Genomic DNA, 18,415 nt, shown 5'->3' with positions numbered 1-18,415 from the left:
ATTAATACCATTTATTATGAGATCAAATATATTAAAGCATATATTACTTTTCTCGTCAGCCTGTTTCTTCTGGAGTTGTACGAGTGAACCTGCTGATTTCGGTGAACAATACAAGAAAACACTTTATATTGTAAATAGCCGCGATATGCTCTATGTCGGCGAACATGCATATGGCAGCGAAAATAATTCCATGCAATTTTCAGTCTATTGTGCTTCCTCCGAACCCATCAAGTCCGACCTGACGGTTCAGTTGGAGATCAATCCCAAAGCACTCGACTCACTCAACAAAAAAAGTGCATTGGGGAACCCCTTATATACCGACAAGCAATTGTTACCCAAAGAAAACTATACATCGACAGACCTATCTGTGACCATTCGGGCAAACGAACAATATGGCGTACTGGATATACCGTTCGATCCACAAAACCTGGATCCTGATGTTTCGTATGCACTCCCTATCACGATCGCCTCAAACAGTGCGGGTTATGATGTAAATGAGGAACTAAGCACGATGGTTTATGAAGTAAAAATGATCAATGGATTTTCAGGTGATTTTGCAGGCAGTTCAATAGAACTACCTAAAACGATTCGCTCGGTACAGCCTGTTCTGAAAGCCATCTCTTCCAATTCTATCCGTATGCCGATTCACACATTATCCGGAGAAGCAAAATATATAAAAACAAACTTCATGCTTCTTAACATCGGTACAGATAGCACCTCCGTTACTATAAAACCCTGGCTGGATGCAAAAATAACAGATTCCGGGAAAAGTTATTACGACAGAAAAAAACAAAGCTTCTATCTGAGATATACTTATACGAATGAAGAAGGGGAAACATTCGATATTGAAGAGAAAATAATCAATATAAATGCTCCGGTAACAGATACCGAAGAGCAATAAATATATAGAATGAAGGTGTTGCAAAAATAGCATTTCGCTTTTTACAACACCTTCATCTAAAAATATCTTATTTACTTTGCCACTTCCTAAATTCTCTATAACTTCGTAAATTCTTCCATGTAAGGAAGATATGAAGTTCCCATGAAAACACTCCGAAAAGTTATCGGTTATATTTCCCTTTTACTGTTTTGCCTGCAGGCTTCAGGGCAGGAAACAGACAGTGTGATCAACAAACTCACCCACTATATCCGTGCTACGGATCAGTTTTCGCAATATATACCACGGGAAAAAGTGTATCTCCATTTTGACAATACCAGTTATTACCAGGGTGATAATATCTGGTTCAACTGTTATGTGGTAACTTCCGAACTACACGAAGCGACCGGATTAAGCAAAACACTATATGTGGAACTATTGAATCCCGGCGGTGAAATCATAGATAAACGGGTACTGAAGGTCGAGAACGGACAGTGCCACGGAGATTTCACATTAGGGCAACTTCCTTTTTATTCCGGTTTCTATGAGGTCCGTGCCTACACAAAATATATGTTGAACTTTGGCGAAGATGCTATCTTCTCCCGCCTGCTGCCGGTATTCAACAAGCCGAAAACAGAAGGGAACTATGAGGAAAAAGATATGCTGAAATACGGATACGGCAAATATCCGAAGAAACGGGAAAAGCCTCAAAAAGGGAAAAAGGTCAATCTGAAATTCTATCCGGAAGGAGGAAACCTGATCAAAAATATACCTTCACGGGTGGCATTCGAAATAACAGACGCTTTCGGAAACCCGTTGGAAGCAACCGGAAAGATCATAAACCAAGACAAAGAAGAAATAGCAGGTTTTGCCGTAACACACGACGGAAAAGGTTTCTTCAATTACACCCCGAACATGGGTAAACGAAAAGCAGTGGTCGACTACAACGGTAAGAAATACCAATTCGACATGCCTCAGCCGTTGCCACAAGGATTTACCTTGCAGGCAGATAACCTTTCATCTTCCGACAGCCTTGAAATATCTTTACAGAAAAATGAACAGACACCGGCAGAGATGCTGGGAATGGTCATTATCTGCAGAGGAAAACTATATAATTATTGCCTTGCCAACGTGCTGCACAATGAACCGGTCTGTTTCAAAGTGGACAAAACGATATTACCTTCAGGCGTTTTGCAAATTGTCTTATTCAACAGTAACGGAGACATACTTTGCGACCGTTTGATATTCATTCATAAAGAAGAACAGCTGACGATCAGGTCCAAAGCCGGAAAAGAGACATACGAACCGTATGAAGCCGTCGATATGGAGTTCACGGTAACCGATCAAAATGAGAACCCGGTACAGACATCTTTCTCCTTATCGGTAAGGGATGGCATGAACGAAGTCAAATCGGATTGCAATATCCTGACAGACATGTTACTTGCGTCCGATATAAAAGGATACGTCCATAACCCGTCTTACTATTTTGAAGCAAACGATTCCGTCCACCGTTCCTCTCTTGACCTGCTGATGATGGTACAAGGCTGGCACCGCTATTCCTGGAAGCAGATGGCAGGAACAGAACCATTCAAATTGAAATACACACCGGAACAGGGTATCGAGATGCACGGCCAGGTTGTTTCCTTCGTCCGGAAAAAACCTAAACCCGATGTTACGATATCCTCCTTCCTTCTCAAAAGAGGTGAGGAAGAAGAGGCTGCCAGCGCATTCGATATATTTACAACCGATAGCCTGGGACATTTCGCTTTCCGGGCCGATATAACCGGAAAATGGAATATGATACTGGCCGTAAGCGAGAAAGGAAAGAAAAAAGACCACCGGATCATACTCGACCGCCTTTTCACCCCGGAGCCGAAAAGATACCGTTATCCGGAGATGCAAGTCACTGTTGCAGATCTGGAAACAGAGAAAACAGAAGAAATAGAATCAGAAGATGTTCCAGAAATACAAGAACCGGAGGAAGATATCAATGCATTCCTGACAGCTTATGAGGATTCTTTGACCAAAGCGGGGAATAAGGAGAAAGTTCTCCGTCTGGACGAAGTGACTGTAACCGCCAAAAAGAGATCACGGGAAAAGGATATTTTCAATAACCGTTCCAAATCGATTGCCTTTTATGATGTTCAGTCCGAATGGGACGATATAACAGACCAAGGAAAATATATCGGAAAAGATATACATGAACTGATGATAAATATGAATAACAATTTCAGAAAAACCTTCTCCAGACAGGACGAATATCTGCAATACAAAGGAAAAATGCCTCTCTTCGTCATCAACTACGAACCGACCATGGCTACTGAAATGGACTACAACAAATACAAACTGATACGACTCGAGGCTATCAAATCCATTTATATCAATGAGGAACTTTCTATCATGTGTAAATATGCAGATCCCAGAATGTCACCTTTGGAGGTAGACGATTTTTACAGTTGTGTCGTTTTTATCGAGACATTTCCGGAAGATAAGATACCGACGGATGCCGGTAAAGGGGTACGAAAAACCTGGCTGGAAGGCTACAGCCAGGTTAAAGAATTTTACAATCCGGATTATTCCATCCTTCCGCCGGAACCCGATTACCGCCGCACACTCTACTGGAATCCTTCAGTGACACCCGATGAAAAGGGTAAAGCTGATATCAGGTTCTATAATAATAGTAGCTGCAAAAAGTTCAGCATCAGTGCTGAAACGATTACCGCAGACGGAATAATCGGTATTTATAAATGATCAATATAAGTATAACTGTTTCATTTTCTGAATATCCACGCCTAACGTCTCCGTCAAGAACTTAGTCATGGAGCCGTACTTTTCGTCTATCTTATTATAAGCGGCATTCAGATATTTCTCATCGACAGTAACTAACGGAGCAATTTGAGGATAAAATTTCAAATAGGTATCGTACTTACCTGCGATATAATTCTTACTAAGCATATAATCCTTCATTATCGTTTCTTTATCTACACCGAGAGCCGACAGAATAAGCATGGTTGCAACCCCTGTACGGTCCTTGCCTGCCGAACAATGGTAACTCAACGGCAAAGAACTTTCATCCTGAACATATTTAAAAAACTCTTTATACTTAGCTACATAATCATCATAACTCACCATTTCGATATAAGCATCCACCATAATCTGAGCAGTCTCTTCCTCACTAAGCCCCTTTGATATACTTCCGATAATCTCATCTGAAAATATATTACCGGCATTGATCTCCAGATCATAAGGATTCTTTACCGTAGACGGTAGCTTATCAGGAGCAGCAGGCAGCATACCACCCAATCCACCTTCTTTTTCCGTGGCAGTACGAAAATCGACAACAGTTTTCAATCCTGTACTTGCCAGATAGGCTAGATCGGCATCCGATAATTTATTCATCTCATCCGTGCGGAACAATTTACCCCAACGTACATATTTACCTTCACTGTTCTTTATACCGCCCAGATCCCTGAAATTATACCCGTTAACCGGCAAAAGTCTTTCAGCCAACAAAGCCTGACCTTCGGAGTTCTTGAACAGGAAAAGCTGTCTCTTCGTAGCATCGACACTCAAATCGAAAGAGCCTTTTCCGGTACCGGTCAGGCAAGGAGTGTTCATATCGATATCTTCTGCTGTAGTACCGGCATATAACTCCCAGGCTTTATCGGAAGTCACACTCAGCACAGCCTTTTTCGTTTCCTTATCACGGGCAATCCCGGCATCTCCGCTTACATCTTTTCCCGAATAGCCGATTGTGGGTTTTTCATCATCGTCTCCGCAAGAGACAAACAGTCCGGAGACACAAAACAGCAGCAATAAATAGTAAGATAAATTCTTTTTCATAACGCTTTTTACTCATTAATAAATAATTTAAAGGCGCGCAAGATACAGATTTAAAACTAATTACTCAAAGACAGCCAACCTTTTAGCCTCATAAATGAAATATAGAATATCGTTTATTTATTTTAGAATATAAAAAAAATACCCCTCGCGACAGATAGTAATCGCGAGGGGTATTCCGGACAGAGATGGATACCTACTCTATTACAGCAGCAAAGCCTCCGTTTCTGACCATCTTAATTTTGATTATATCATTCTTCTTAACAGACGATTCGTTCCGACGATAATCCATGGCCTGACGACCTGCATTGATACCATCTTTAAAAGAGGTCATCTTATAGTTTCTGCCATCGTTGAGAAAATCAAGACAGATATCTATCTCACGCACATCCTTGTTATTATTGGTCATGCCACCGATAAACCATTTATCCCCTTTACGTTTAGCCACAACAGCCACTTCTCCTACTTCAGCGGCCAAAGCAATGGTCTCATCCCAGGTTGTCGGCACCTGAGTAATAAATTCCGTACAATCGGCATTACGATAATAGAGAGTAGGATTGTCAGCCAACATTTGCAAACCACTCTCAAAGATAACGTACAAAGCCAATTGATAAGCACGCGTCCCGATACTTCCGGAATTGGGGCGGTCAGCACGGTAAACATTGGGTTGGAAACTGTTCATGGCTCCGGGAGTATAATCCATAGGACCCACAGCATTACGCAGGAAAGGATAATAAATACTATTATCCGGAGTACAACCGCCCATTTGCTCCATGCCCCTCACACCCTCATAAGAAAGTACGTTGGGATATTTGTATTCCAATCCGGCAGGTTTGAACGAGCCGTGAAAGTCTACAAAGAGCTTATACCTGGCAGCCTCTTCTGCCACTCTTTCGTAGTAGTTGACCATCCATTGATCACTGCGGTCCATAAAGTCGATCTTCACACCTTTTACACCCCATTCGGCAAAAGTTTTAAATAAATCCATGTGATTCTCTACAGTCAACCAGGTAAGCCACAAAACGATACCGACGTTCTTTTCCTTGCCATAGCGAATCAATTCATGTACATCTACATGGGGATTAGGAGTAAAAGGATCGCGGGTACTTTGGGCCCAACCTTCGTCCATAAGAATATAAGATATACCATATTTAGACGCAAAATCGATATAATACTTATAAGTCTCCAGGTTATATCCCGAAACAAAATTAACATCCGGACCATAAGGGCAAGCATCGTTCCACCATTCCCAGCTTACCTGTCCAGGGGTAATCCAGGAAGGATCCCCGATTACACTTTTCGTTGCCAGCCTGAAGGTCATCGTGTTTTCGATCAGTTGTTTGTCATCTTTGGTAATGACAAAATAACGCCAGGGATAAGTTCTTTTTCCGGAAGTCTTAGCAATATAATCAGCTTCCTTCAACAACTTGAGGCTACGGTCGCCATCTTCACCAAATTCCAACGGATTATTCGGAAAAGTGGAAATCAAGCCGTTTTGTCCATTACTTTTAAGAAACATACATGGATAATCCGAAAGATCAGATTCTGAAATCAATATCTTGTATTGCTTCCTGGTATCAATCAGTAATGGAAGAACAGCCTTCTTATCTTCAGGAGTCCATTCGTTACTGTTTACATGAGTATAATTCTCTTCGTAAGCAGTTTTAAAACTTCCGGGTTGCTGCATGTGAAGAAGATAAGGAGCAGGAAAATTAATTGCCAAATCTTCGTTCATTACTTCTATGTCACCTTTCTTATTAGTAAGGAAACGGTAAGCGATACCATCATCATAAGCCCGAAACTCTACGGAATAATTCCCTTTAAAATCCATTCTCAACTGATTATAATGATTACGTACGGTCGAGAATTTCAGAGGAATTACCGGAGACAGCATCTCATCCGCATCGGAGAACTTTTGTCCCGACAATTTAGGATTTTCACCCAACACTTCATCTCTAAGCGTTAACCGAAGATAATTATCTTTCAGGATCACGTCACCATTGTATGAAATGGAGTAATAAATCTTATCAGTAATACGGAGACTTACTTTTATCTCCTTGTTGGGAGATACTAATTCCACCTTCTTTTCGGCAGCCTGAGTTGACGAAAAGAATACCAATACAAGGAATAAGATGTAAAAAGTTTTACAGTTTTTCATACTATCTTTAATTAAAAATGAATTTTCACATCCGATTATCTGACAGGCTCTATTCTGAATGAATAACCGACAGGTTGATTCACAGGAATCATATACTCAGGCAACGGACGGGGACCGCAGCTGGCATTACCCAACCCCTGCTGGATACAATCCAAACTAAGATAAACTTGCGGCTTGCGGATATTATTCAATTCGAAGTCATGTTCAGCCTCCCATAAATCCTTGTCAGAGAAATGCAATGCACTAAAACTAAGTTGGTCTTTAGACGTTATTTTCAATCCACGATTATTCTTATCGGAAATGATAAACCATCGCACATCTTCACGGCTCCCCATACTCTGTGCACGAACATAATGCTCTTCCTCCATCTCTTTCACCGTTTTATCGAACTGACCGAAATAAGCAGAACGCTTTCTGTCCCAATAATTCTCATGAGGACCACGGCCATACCATTGGATATTTTCAAATTCCTGGGGCAGAACGACCTGTAAGCCCAAACGGTGTACAATAGCACTATTCTGGGGCAGCGTAAAGCTGGCATCCACATCTACGGTTCCATTGCCATAGATTACATATTTTACAAGATGGGGTATTACTACCGGATTACGGTAAGCTATTGTTGCATCCATATACGACAAAATAGTAATCGACTTCTTATCGTCTGCTACCTGATAACTAAACAGGGGTTTTCCATATGTAGTCGGATAATAGTTCTGGTCCGTATACTTATCATTACTGATACTACGATACCAATTGAGAGCAAAGCCATTGTTTTGATGAATCATCTCCTGATCGTCATAACGCAATGATTTCATAACTCCTGAGTTCGTATCAAACGTAATGCCAAAATCCCCGCCTTTTATTACAAGGTCTTTCCCCTGGGTACTAATATCCAAAGCATTAAGCGTATTGGCATCCACCATCGGCACCACCGGCCTGCTGGTTAATGCGAATTGTTCAGAGGCAACCACATGACCTTTATCAGCCCATCTCGTTTTATTCTTCAAAGAAAAATAGACATTTAGAAAATACTCTTTCCCTATTTCCAGATTTTTGTCATATGGAATAACAACCGGTAATTTTTCATCAGGCTCCAGATTTATCGAAGGGATGGTTCCTGATTCCGATTTTACACCGTTTTTCATAATTTCCCATGTTATATCAAACTGATCCAGATTCGTGAATGCATATTTGTTTTCAATTGAAATCTTACCACTCATCAGAGCCAAAGGAGTCATTTTGATGTATTGAAAAACTTTTTTAGCTTCCAGCAACTTAGCCGTAACTCTTCTGTCGGGAGTAGTCAATCCGTTGCATGAAAAATCTTTATCATTGGGTTTGTCTCCAAAATCTCCACCATAATAATATTTATCGGCAGAATCACCATACTTATTGATACCCTGGTCTACCCAATCCCATACACAACCACCAATGATGCGTTGCGATTTTTCAATATAATCCCAGTATTCACCCAGATTACCCGGAGCGTTACCCATCGAGTGGGCATATTCACAGAAGAAATACGGTTTATCTTCATCCATCTGGTCGATACGGTTCAAGTCTTTCATGTCAGGATACATTTGTGAACGAATATCGGCAACTTCATTTTTACCTTCATAATGAATCGGGCGTGAGTCCATTTCTCTGGCACGTTTACTCATGGCTGCAAAATTCTCCCCGTTACTTCCTTCGTTGCCCAAGGACCAGAAAATGACTGACGGATGGTTTTTATCCCGCTCGATAACTCTTTCTATACGGTCTACAAATGCAGGTATCCAGCTTGGTTTATCTGATATGGAACCATTTCCATGATTTTCCAGATCGGCTTCATCCATAATATACAAACCATAATAATCATACATCGCATACATTTTAGGATCATTCGGGTAATGACTTGTACGCACCATATTAATATTATGATTTTTCATCAACAGAATATCCTCGATCATCGACTCTTTAGGAACAGCCTTACCATATTGAGGATGTATATCATGCCTGTTCACGCCTTTGAAAAAGACGGCTTTATTATTTATATATACTCGTTTGTTTTTGATTTCAATTTTGCGGAAACCAAATTTAGACGACATGGCCTCAGTCACTTCTCCTTCGCTATTCTTCAAAGAAACAATGGCCGTGTAGAGATGGGGATTTTCTGCAGACCATAACAATGGGTTATTTACTTTTGCCTGCAGGTCATATTTCTGCTCTGTACTGCCTTTCAGGGAAGCGATTGATTGCGACAAAGTGACCACCTCTTTTCCTGACGGGTCAAGCAACGACAGCTCGGCTGTCTCTGCCTTTGCCGTACTATTTCCATAATTTCTAACAGACAATTCAGCTTTAAAGGTAGCAGCATTAAAATCATTCCCATTAAACTCTGATTTCAGAAAATAATCGCGTACATGTACTTTTGGGGTAGCATATACATATACATCACGGTGGATGCCACTCAAACGGAACATATCCTGATCTTCAATATAACTGGCATCTGTAAAACGATAGACCTCTGCAGCAATCGTATTTGTTCCAGTCTTTACATATTTGGTAATATTGAACTCCGCATCGTTATTGGCCCCTTCACTATAACCTACCTTCTGCCCATTTATCCAGACATATATACCACTGTATACACCATTAAAATGCAGCATTATTTCTTTTCCGTCCCATCCGGCAGGTATGGTAAATTCGCGACGGTATGAGCCGACAGGATTTACCTCAATTTCATTGGTATACCCTTTTTGCGGTTGGATAAGAGGAGGATTATTTTTAAAAGGATAAGTTATATTGGTATAAATAGGAGTACCATATCCGTGCATTTCCCAATTAGAAGGAACAGGGATTTCCTTCCATGCAGATACATCATAGTTCATTTTATAAAAGTTGGCAGGCCGTTCGGAAGGCTGTTTCACCCAATTGAACTTCCAGTTCCCATTCAGGGAAAGGTAATAATCGGAATTAGGTGTTTCCCACGGTTTCTCAAAAGTTTTATCAGCTTTGAGACTTTCAATGGAAGGATAAGGAATGTATGTATTATGACCGGGTTCTTTATTAACCCCGAAAATCAATTCATTCTCCCATTCGGTTTTACCACGAACAATCACTTCTTTAGGAGATTTTACCGAAGTTTCCACCAATCGCCAAACCTGTGAGGAATTGGGTAACTGGAAGATTTTACTACCGGCAACATCTTCTCCGTTATAAGCTAAAGACATATTACTTATTCTTTGTGTAATAGCATAGGCCCCTGTACCCGTCACATGAATTGTCCACTGCTGATTGCCATTGGAGTTGCTCGATTCCCACTGCATTAATTCACTGCCTTCTCCGGCATGGATATTTCCGTTGTCCATACTTCGCCTGACAAAGGGGTTGGCAATTGTGTAGTACCCATTCTTCAATCGGGTTATTTTCCACAATTGCCCTTTATTATTTCCATTATTTTTCGACAAGACAAAGCCATCCCCATTCTGATCACTTTGCTTATTATCTATCACCAGTCCCGACGGACTCACTATTTTGTATAATACTTCTGCATTTATCTCCTGGCTTTGTGCAGACACACTCCAAAAAGAGATAAATACGACATACATTAGAAAAATAAGATTATACTTCTTCATGATATTGAATTAATAATTATTATTCAAGGTCAATAACCCGGATTCTGTCCGTTCACCCAATTGTCTACCCCGCCGTTTTGTGCAGCAATCACCGAGTTGCGGTCAATGGCTCCTTGCGGAAGCGGCATAAGATACATTTTCGGTAAGAATTTCCGGTCTCTTACATCTACGATAGTATAAGTAAGGGTTCCGTTATTTTCTTCAATCAGCATACCCTTTAAAGGTACATTCATCACACCCGGACTACCGTCAGGTAACTTATCAGCTATTTCCCTCCGGCGAATATCCCACCAACGCTTATCTTCAAAACACAACTCCACGCGTCTTTCACGCCGGATGATTTCTCTCATACTTTCTTTATTCAAAGATTTAAAAGTATCTTCCACCTTCGGCATATTACCATTCCGGGTACGTACCAAATTTATCGCATCCAGTACTTCTTTTGTAGGACCATTTACTTCGTTTTCCGCTTCTGCAAAATTGAGCAATACTTCACCATAGCGGAAAAACATGTAATTTTCGTACGATGTTTCATTACCAAACATAGACAACTCTTTATTCTCGTTCAACCTTTTACGAGCATAATAACCAGTATGTGTGTTATCGTTGGAATAACCCAGATCTATTGAATTATTGCCACCTAACTGTGTCATGATCTCAAACTCATTCCTCCATTTGGAGCCATTGTATAGAATAGTCGCATAAAATCTTTTTTCCCGTCCTTCATATGGGTTATTAGGATCATATCCCGAAGCCGGATCCGTAATCGGCAATCCATTCTCCATACTGAATTCATCTACAAGCTGCTGTGTCGGTTGGAAATTTCCCCAGCCGGATCTGCTTGAGCCAATAGCAGGAGGTCCGAAATGCATTTCTTTATTATTTCCTTTGTCAGGTCCGTACTGGCGGGCAAAAATAGATTCACTATTATTGTTGGTCATAAACAATACATCGAAGTCCGATGCCAGGCTGTAGACACCCATTTCCATTACTGATTTACAAGTTTTTGCAGCAGTTTTCCACCGTTCGATATCATTCGCAGGATTCCGTTGGGCACTGGCATGATAAAGTTCGCACCATCCTTTCAGGGTCAGGGCAGCCCCTTTGGTAGCCCGGCCTGCATTATTTCCTGTTTCTGTTTCATTCAACAAGGGGGCAACTTCTCCCAACTCAGAAACAATGAAATCAAACGTTTCCTGTGCCGTGGCCCTGGGATTTTCCAACGGTATGTCGGTATTCTGATTATCGAGCGGCACCGTGATCAACGGAACGCCTCCGTATGTCATCCATAACCAATGGTAAACGAAAGCTCTCAAAAAACGTGCTTCAGATATCCGGTGTTGTTTATAACTATCCGACAGAGTCGATTCCGTCACCTTCTTTATAAACACATTGCATTTACGAATCTTTTTATAGGCCTTTTCCCAGTCCCATACGTCGCTGAAACCTGTCGGGTAATTCTCCGGGGTAATCTGCGCGTTTCCGATATTCGCATATCCGGCCATCCAGTTAGTGCCAACATCGGAGTTATCCGAAAACTGATCGAGATGTTGCGTAACTTTATTGGCATCCGGCAACAGGTCATTATACATATCGTTAAGAAACAGGTCTGCATTCTGTTCTTCAGACCAGAGTACATCATCAGTGACAGAGTTTCGGTTTTCAACTTCCAGAAAATCTGAACAACTGCTAATTAAAGCCATACATATAAACAGGCCTATATATGTTATTTTAGATTTCATATTCATCGATAATTATTTGAAGGTTACATTTAAGCCAAAAGAGAACGCCTGCTGCTGATAATAGTAGCGTCCGTCGGTATTACCCGCTTCAGGGTCGATTTTTTCATCCATAAACGGAGTCCATGTCCACAGATTCTGTCCTGCGAAATAGAAACGAACTCTCGACATGCCCGCTTTTGCTGTTATTTGCTCAGGCAAAGTATACCCCAATTCCAGGCTCTTCAGGCGAAGATAAGCCGCATTACGCATCCAATGGGATGAAGTAACTTTATTATGATCCACAGGAGCATTATACACACGCGGATACTTGGCATCTGTATTTTCGGGTGTCCAATGATCTTCATACTGTAGTTTAGTGGCCGATCCCTGACTTTCAAAAGGATGCGCCATCGTACCTTCGAGATATATGTCGTTCATCGCCGCACCCTGAAATAGCATATTCAAATCAAATCCTTTCCAGGAAAGTGTCGGTGTAAAACCATAAATAATCTGAGGCGAATTTTTAGGGCGACCGATTACCGTATTATCATATGAGTCGATCACGCCATCCGGCACTCCGTCCGGGCCATACAGGTCGGCATATTTTATATCGCCGGGTTGCACTTTTGCATCTCTGATAGACGCGATACCGGGTTTTAAACTACCATCGGCGTTAAAATCATCCGCTGTATAATACCCCAATGATTTATAACCGAACTGAGTCTCGAAAGACCGCCCCGTCAATCTTCTGTTCGGATTATTATATGTACTGGACGTTTCATAAGTCTCCAACAATTTGTTGTGTACATAAGTAAAATTACCAGACAGATCCAATTGCATCCTGTTGGGGAATGTATGTGTACTGGAGAGCATTATCTCGATACCCTGATTACTCATCTTTCCACCATTTACATCCCGAAGCTCAATACCATACTCCAGTGGCACCGTCACTTTAGGCGACATTAACATATTGTCTCGTTTATCATAGAAATAATCGACAGAGAAAGAAAGCAATCCTCGCCATAAAACGCCATCGATACCCACATCAAACTTTTTAGCTCTCTCCCACGTAATGAAAGGGTTACTTTGCTTCGTTTCATATATACCAGTAGTCGGGTCACCAAAATAAGCAGAGTTAGAAGACATTTCATAACCGGACATATATTGGAAAGGATCACCGGCCAAATTCCCGGACTCTCCGTACGACACCCTCAGTTTCAACATGTCCAGATTACGGATATTATTCTTCATGAAATCCTCTTCTGATATATTCCAACCGGCAGATACAGAAGGGAAAAAGCCCCATTTTTTACCCGGAGCAAAATAATAATTGCCATCATACCGCCCGGCAGTTTCAATCATGTATCTGCTATTATATGTATATCCTATCCTGTAAAGCAAACCGACAGAGGTTTCCTTTGATGACGATCCACCGTTGGTCACTTTCCCGGCGGCCGTACTACCCAGGTCCATTTCGTCCATCGCGATAGGAAAACCTGTCCGCTTGGCATCAAACCATCTTTTATCCCTTTGCCGGCTTTCCACTACTCCCAGGAAAGTAACATCGTGCAAATCATTGAAGCGATGTTGATAATTAAGATATCCCTGAAATGTAAATCTCTTATCATCTTCATCTTTTTCATACAAACTGTGATCGCCCTCCCTTGTTTCATTAAAGGTATAAGGAGTTGTTGAAAAATCGGGTGTATAAGAAAGTCTAGGTTTCCGCCATTCTTTCTTAAACAATTTATACGGGTCGTAACTTGCTACCCCCTTGATACTCAGTCCTTCTAAAAACGGCAACTGCTGTTCCACCGAAAGTGTAGTATAAAGTTGTGTACGTTCTTCTTTGGTATATCCGCTGAGAGTACTACCTAAGGCAACCGGAGAACGCCCCAGATAATTACCCCACAGTCCGTTGGAATACCATATCGCTTCGGTTGCAGGCTGCCTGACCGCCGCATAGGCAATACTTCCGGCTGATTCGCCCGGAAAGTGATGGTTGGCCACATATCCACTCAGAGAGAGTGACACATTCGTGGTCTTCGTAGCTTTTACATCCATGCGGGACGAAACGTTATAACGTTTCATATCAGTACCTTTATACATCCCCTCTTGTGAAGTATAGGCCAATGATATATAATAGTTGACAAACTCCGAACCTCCTGAGATCTCAATATTGTGAGAAGTCATTATCGTATTACGCTGTATAATATCCCTGATCCCACGACTGTTAGGATAACGGTCGGGGTCGGCATCGGCTGCTCCGTCAACGGTTTTCTTATACATAGCTATTTGATCATCCGAATAAGGCATGTTTGTCAGTCCGCTGTTTCTGGCACCTTCATTAAGTAAAGTAGCGTACTCATACGAGTTTACCATCTCCGGGATACGGGTTGGGTTTTGGAAACCGACATATCCGTTATACGAAAAAGTAGGTTTCCCGGTTTTCCCTTTTTTTGTAGTGATCAGAATAACGCCATTGGCACCACCTATTCCGTAAGGGGCTACGGCTGCCGCATCTTTCAGGATAGTTACCGATTCTATGGTAGTCGGATCAAGCTGGCCGAAATTGTCGCGAGGTATCCCGTCAATCACAACAAGCGCGCTATTTTTTAATCCGGTCGTTCCTTTACCACGAATAAAAATATCCGGATTGTCGTAACCCAGTTCTCCACTGCCTTGCCGGGCCACGAGTCCGGGCATACGGCCCACCAGGTTCTGGCTGATATTGGTCACCGGCTTAAGTGCCGTTTCTTCTCCTTTCATAGAAGCAACGGATGCGGTAAGAGATGCTTTCTTGGTGGTACCATAACCGACAATGACAACTTCATCGAGCGTTTTCAAATCCTCTTTTAGCGTAATTTGGAAACTTGTTTTAGAACCAACCGCAATCTCCTGAGAAATATAACCGATATAAGAGATTTGCAAAATATCACCAGCCGCGGCACTTAAGCTGAAAGAGCCATCGATATCAGTGATTGTTCCATTAGAACTTCCTTTTATTGTTATATTAGCTCCAATAACAGACTCGCCCTTTTCATCCAGAATCGTCCCGGTGATAGTCTTTTTTTGTTGTTGCTGTCCGGCCGCTTCTGAAAAATGTTTTTTTGAAAGAATAATATTCACTCCTTCCACGGCATAAGACAAATCAGTCTTTTCCAGAAGTCGGTCCAGAACTTCACGAACCGGCATATTTTTGGCTGTGACAGACACTTTTTGTTCCAAATCGATTTCTCTGTTGGAGATAAAAAGATAGTCGGTCTGCCGTTCAATATCTTCCAATACTTCATTTAGTACGGCTTGCCGTTTATTCAGATTTACCCGGGCATTCTGAGAATGTGTATTCTCAGCAAAAGCAAAACAGGTAAATAATAACAGTAAATAAGTTGTTAATCTCATGACTCTGAATATGTGATAATTCCAGTGTTTTTTTGACAATAATATCCAAGATGAAAAAAGTTTTTTCATATCTTTGTAAATGATTATAATTAATAAGTATGTTAATTTATGTACTTGTTAGAATCGGTAAGTGTTGGCGCATTTGCCGATTCTTTTTTTATCTGTTTCTACTACTACATAGGCTATTCTTTTTAGATGATTAATAAATATAAATTATATTCGTATCTTCTTCCCGCTTGAAAGTGAAACGGAAGTCTTTTTGTAACACACGCAACGCATGATCTATGCCATCGGAAATCCGAAGTTTTCCTTTATATCCCAATTTCTTGGTTTTGTCGTTTTTGATTATAATCTGAAGGTCATAATACTTCTCGAATAAGCGCATTATCTCTGTAAAAGATTTATCTTCCAGGATGATCAATCCGTCTTTCCACCGGAAACTATTCTGATTGGCAGAAGATACGTGCAGGACATCTCCAATTAATTCGGCAGCCTCTCCCGGATTCAGATAAAGGGATTCATTCTCTTTCTGTTCTTTATATAGCTTGACCTTTCCGGTAAACAGTCCGGTTTTGAAAGTCGGTTCCTTTGCATAAGCCTCCACATTGAAGGTAGTGCCCAACACCTCTACATTATATTTGTTGGTTTTAACGATAAATGATTTCTTTTCGTTTTTCGTTACCTCGAAATATGCTTCACCGTCCAGTTCAACGATTCTGTCTTCGCTGGCAAAAGTTGTGGGATATTTGAAAGAGGTGTTGGAATTCAGCCAGACAAGTGTTCCGTCAGGTAATGTGACAGAGGTTCTGCTGCCGGAAGGGACATAGATGCTTTGAAGCGAGCTCTCCGGCTTACCAAACTTATAAAGAGAGAAACAATAACTACTTGCAATAAGAATAAAAATCGCTGATGCAATTTTTAATGTGTTCCATAGGAATATTTTCCTTCTATTGGAAGTGGCATGCGATAGCTTATCTTCATCAATAACCACAGAGGCGTCAAAACGGATACGCTCCCGGATAAATTGTTGTTTGTGCAACTCGTCACTTTCCAGCCATACACGAATAGCTTCTTTTTCCCATTCGGAGCATTCTCCCTGGAAATAGCGGGTCAACATGTTGCGGTCTATATTCATGCCTGTTATATATTAATACTGGTGTGTCCTGCTCTCAAAGAAAACCAATCTCTTTTAAGAATCAGGTTCTATAATAAGAGCAACTAAGGGTGGAAAAATCCCAAACGAAATCACTAAATATTTTGAAAAAAAATAAGAACGAGAGGTATATAATCCCTTAAATCTTTATAAATCTGCGCATTAGCCTTGTTCAAATGATAGTCGATTTTTTGCAATGAAACATTCATTTCTGCAGCTATTTCTTTTCTCGGTTTGTTTTGCAAACGATTTTGAATAAAGATATCGCGGGTTTGCTTCGGCAGTTTTGCCAGAGAGGCAGTCAGGAGTTCCATTATATCTTTTGTAAATATATCGGCATAACCTGTATCTTCCAACGTCATAATACGGGCATTGATCTCCCACTCATGAAGTTCTACAATTTTTTGTTTATGGCTTTCTTCTACCTGAAGATGTTTCAGATAGTTCAGACATTTATTCCGGACAGTTATCATAATATAACCTAGCACATCTGTTTCTGCCGATAGTTTATCTTTATTCTCCCAATAATAAAGAAGGGCATCATGTGTAAGATCTTCTGCGGTAGGCTGATCATTGACATAGTAATAGGCATACCGGACAAAACGCCTGTAATACATATTGTAAAACGAACCAAAATTCCAATCCGTATTTACTTCAATAGGTGTTATAAGATTCCTTTCCGTGGTAATAATTTTAGATTTGCGAATTGAATTTCTTGCGATTGAACAAAGTTACGGATTTATTTTCATACTCCTTTATCTTCGCCTCGCAAATCCGTTTCGTAATATCCCTGAGTAATTCGACTTTCGGGATAAGGGTATCGATATCCTCTTTCGTTACTACAAAATACGGGTTATACCTCGCTTCTACATAGGCTGCTTTTAAAAGTACAAAAAGTCGTTTTTCTTCAGATGTATTTTGTGGAAACACAGTCCCCAGGTCATCGGCATAGCGCCTTACAGAAGAAGATAACTTAGAGAGGTTGTGTTGTTTGTTATTTCGTAAAGTAAAAGTCAAACGGATGGCATAATAGTAATTCTCACAGGCTTGATGAAGAAAAAAAGATGCTTCTTTATAATCAGTTTCTTTATCGGCTATTATTGCATACTTCAAAAAATTATTTGCTCTTTTTGACTTCTCATCAAAATACTCCTGTGCCTGTTCCTTTATTTCCGCAAAGTTCAGTTTTCTTCTACGTGATAATTTGTATTTACCACTGTTATACAAAACAATACCTTCCTGTTTAATCTGGGTATAGAAATACCGACCCTCTTCGAGATACTTATTTAACGCCTTAATATCATCAGTGATAAACTGAACAGGCGTATCGCGATCGAAATCTTTTCCGGAGAAGAAGATATCTTCTACATTATCCAGTACCGTTTCTGCCTTTTTATTGTTGAAACCGCTTGTTACCACATAGATATCGTAATCAGATATCTTGACTGTAGGAATACCACCGTCTTCAATTCGTACGCTACGACGCACATAATTGCCTCTAGCATAACTACCATACAGAATAATATACTCCGTCTGAGGTAATCTTTTCAGTATCTCTTTAACCAGAAATACCAAATCGTCCTGTTTGTCTTTCGGCAGATAAGCTATCGAGTCTTTCATTATGCTTGATTATGTACAACATTAAAC

Annotated in this window: 10 protein-coding genes; 2 read left to right on the top strand and 8 right to left on the bottom strand. The window is 40.8% G+C overall.

Translation table 11 applies throughout. The annotated features are described in order from the left end of the window. The first annotated feature begins 16 nt into the window (after positions 1-16). Together DWX23_RS19155 and DWX23_RS19150 are read left to right on the top strand one after the other, a co-directional pair. Positions 17-901, top strand: coding sequence for a BT_3987 domain-containing protein (locus DWX23_RS19155; RefSeq protein ID WP_122375638.1), 885 nt, complete (start codon positions 17-19; stop codon positions 899-901). A gap of 141 nt (positions 902-1,042) precedes the next feature. Next, positions 1,043-3,628 (top strand): hypothetical protein, encoded by a 2,586-nt coding sequence (locus DWX23_RS19150; RefSeq protein WP_122375637.1) that lies wholly within the window; start codon positions 1,043-1,045, stop codon positions 3,626-3,628. On the opposite strand, the gene DWX23_RS19145 is transcribed toward DWX23_RS19150, so the two are convergent. The 8 genes from DWX23_RS19145 to DWX23_RS19110 all read right to left on the bottom strand — a co-directional run bounded on the left by DWX23_RS19145 (position 3,629) and on the right by DWX23_RS19110 (position 18,388). Beyond that, entirely contained in the window at positions 3,629-4,720 is a 1,092-nt protein-coding gene (locus DWX23_RS19145) for a tyrosine-protein phosphatase (protein ID WP_122375636.1), read from the bottom strand. It lies immediately after the preceding gene. 193 nt (positions 4,721-4,913) lie between these two features. After that, positions 4,914-6,875, bottom strand: a complete 1,962-nt coding sequence (locus tag DWX23_RS19140; RefSeq protein ID WP_122375635.1) for a glycoside hydrolase family 97 protein — start codon at positions 6,873-6,875, stop codon at positions 4,914-4,916. Positions 6,876-6,910: 35 nt separating this feature from the next. Beyond that, entirely contained in the window at positions 6,911-10,492 is a 3,582-nt protein-coding gene (locus DWX23_RS19135) for a glycoside hydrolase family 2 TIM barrel-domain containing protein (RefSeq protein WP_122375634.1), read from the bottom strand. Positions 10,493-10,521: 29 nt separating this feature from the next. Further along, positions 10,522-12,234 (bottom strand): RagB/SusD family nutrient uptake outer membrane protein, encoded by a 1,713-nt coding sequence (locus DWX23_RS19130; RefSeq protein WP_233587680.1) that lies wholly within the window; start codon positions 12,232-12,234, stop codon positions 10,522-10,524. A 12-nt stretch (positions 12,235-12,246) separates the two neighbouring features. After that, positions 12,247-15,615: a TonB-dependent receptor gene (locus DWX23_RS19125; RefSeq protein ID WP_158607100.1), complete on the bottom strand. Its 3,369-nt coding sequence runs from the start codon at positions 15,613-15,615 to the stop codon at positions 12,247-12,249. 199 nt (positions 15,616-15,814) lie between these two features. Next, entirely contained in the window at positions 15,815-16,750 is a 936-nt protein-coding gene (locus DWX23_RS19120) for a FecR family protein (protein WP_122375631.1), read from the bottom strand. A gap of 113 nt (positions 16,751-16,863) precedes the next feature. Beyond that, on the bottom strand, positions 16,864-17,427 hold the full coding sequence (locus DWX23_RS19115) for an RNA polymerase sigma-70 factor (protein ID WP_255419763.1): 564 nt from the start codon (positions 17,425-17,427) through the stop codon (positions 16,864-16,866). 34 nt (positions 17,428-17,461) lie between these two features. Then, positions 17,462-18,388, bottom strand: a complete 927-nt coding sequence (locus DWX23_RS19110) for a HEPN domain-containing protein (protein WP_122375629.1) — start codon at positions 18,386-18,388, stop codon at positions 17,462-17,464. Between the last annotated feature and the right edge of the window lie 27 nt (positions 18,389-18,415).

Origin of the sequence: Parabacteroides sp. AF18-52 (assembly GCF_003479145.1) — a bacterium.
GTDB lineage: Bacteria > Bacteroidota > Bacteroidia > Bacteroidales > Tannerellaceae > Parabacteroides > Parabacteroides faecis.
This window is presented reverse-complemented; position numbering and strand designations above follow the sequence as displayed.

Excerpts from the sequence above, each read along its gene's own strand:
- DWX23_RS19110 (WP_122375629.1), bottom strand. The coding sequence starts at position 18,388 with ATGAAAGACTCGATAGCTTATCTGCCGAAAGACAAACAGGACGATTTG.
- DWX23_RS19145 (WP_122375636.1), bottom strand. The coding sequence starts at position 4,720 with ATGAAAAAGAATTTATCTTACTATTTATTGCTGCTGTTTTGTGTCTCC.
- DWX23_RS19155 (WP_122375638.1), top strand. The coding sequence starts at position 17 with ATGAGATCAAATATATTAAAGCATATATTACTTTTCTCGTCAGCCTGT.
- DWX23_RS19150 (WP_122375637.1), top strand. The coding sequence starts at position 1,043 with ATGAAAACACTCCGAAAAGTTATCGGTTATATTTCCCTTTTACTGTTT.
- DWX23_RS19125 (WP_158607100.1), bottom strand. The coding sequence starts at position 15,615 with ATGAGATTAACAACTTATTTACTGTTATTATTTACCTGTTTTGCTTTT.
- DWX23_RS19120 (WP_122375631.1), bottom strand. The coding sequence starts at position 16,750 with ATGAATATAGACCGCAACATGTTGACCCGCTATTTCCAGGGAGAATGC.
- DWX23_RS19140 (WP_122375635.1), bottom strand. The coding sequence starts at position 6,875 with ATGAAAAACTGTAAAACTTTTTACATCTTATTCCTTGTATTGGTATTC.
- DWX23_RS19130 (WP_233587680.1), bottom strand. The coding sequence starts at position 12,234 with ATGAAATCTAAAATAACATATATAGGCCTGTTTATATGTATGGCTTTA.
- DWX23_RS19135 (WP_122375634.1), bottom strand. The coding sequence starts at position 10,492 with ATGAAGAAGTATAATCTTATTTTTCTAATGTATGTCGTATTTATCTCT.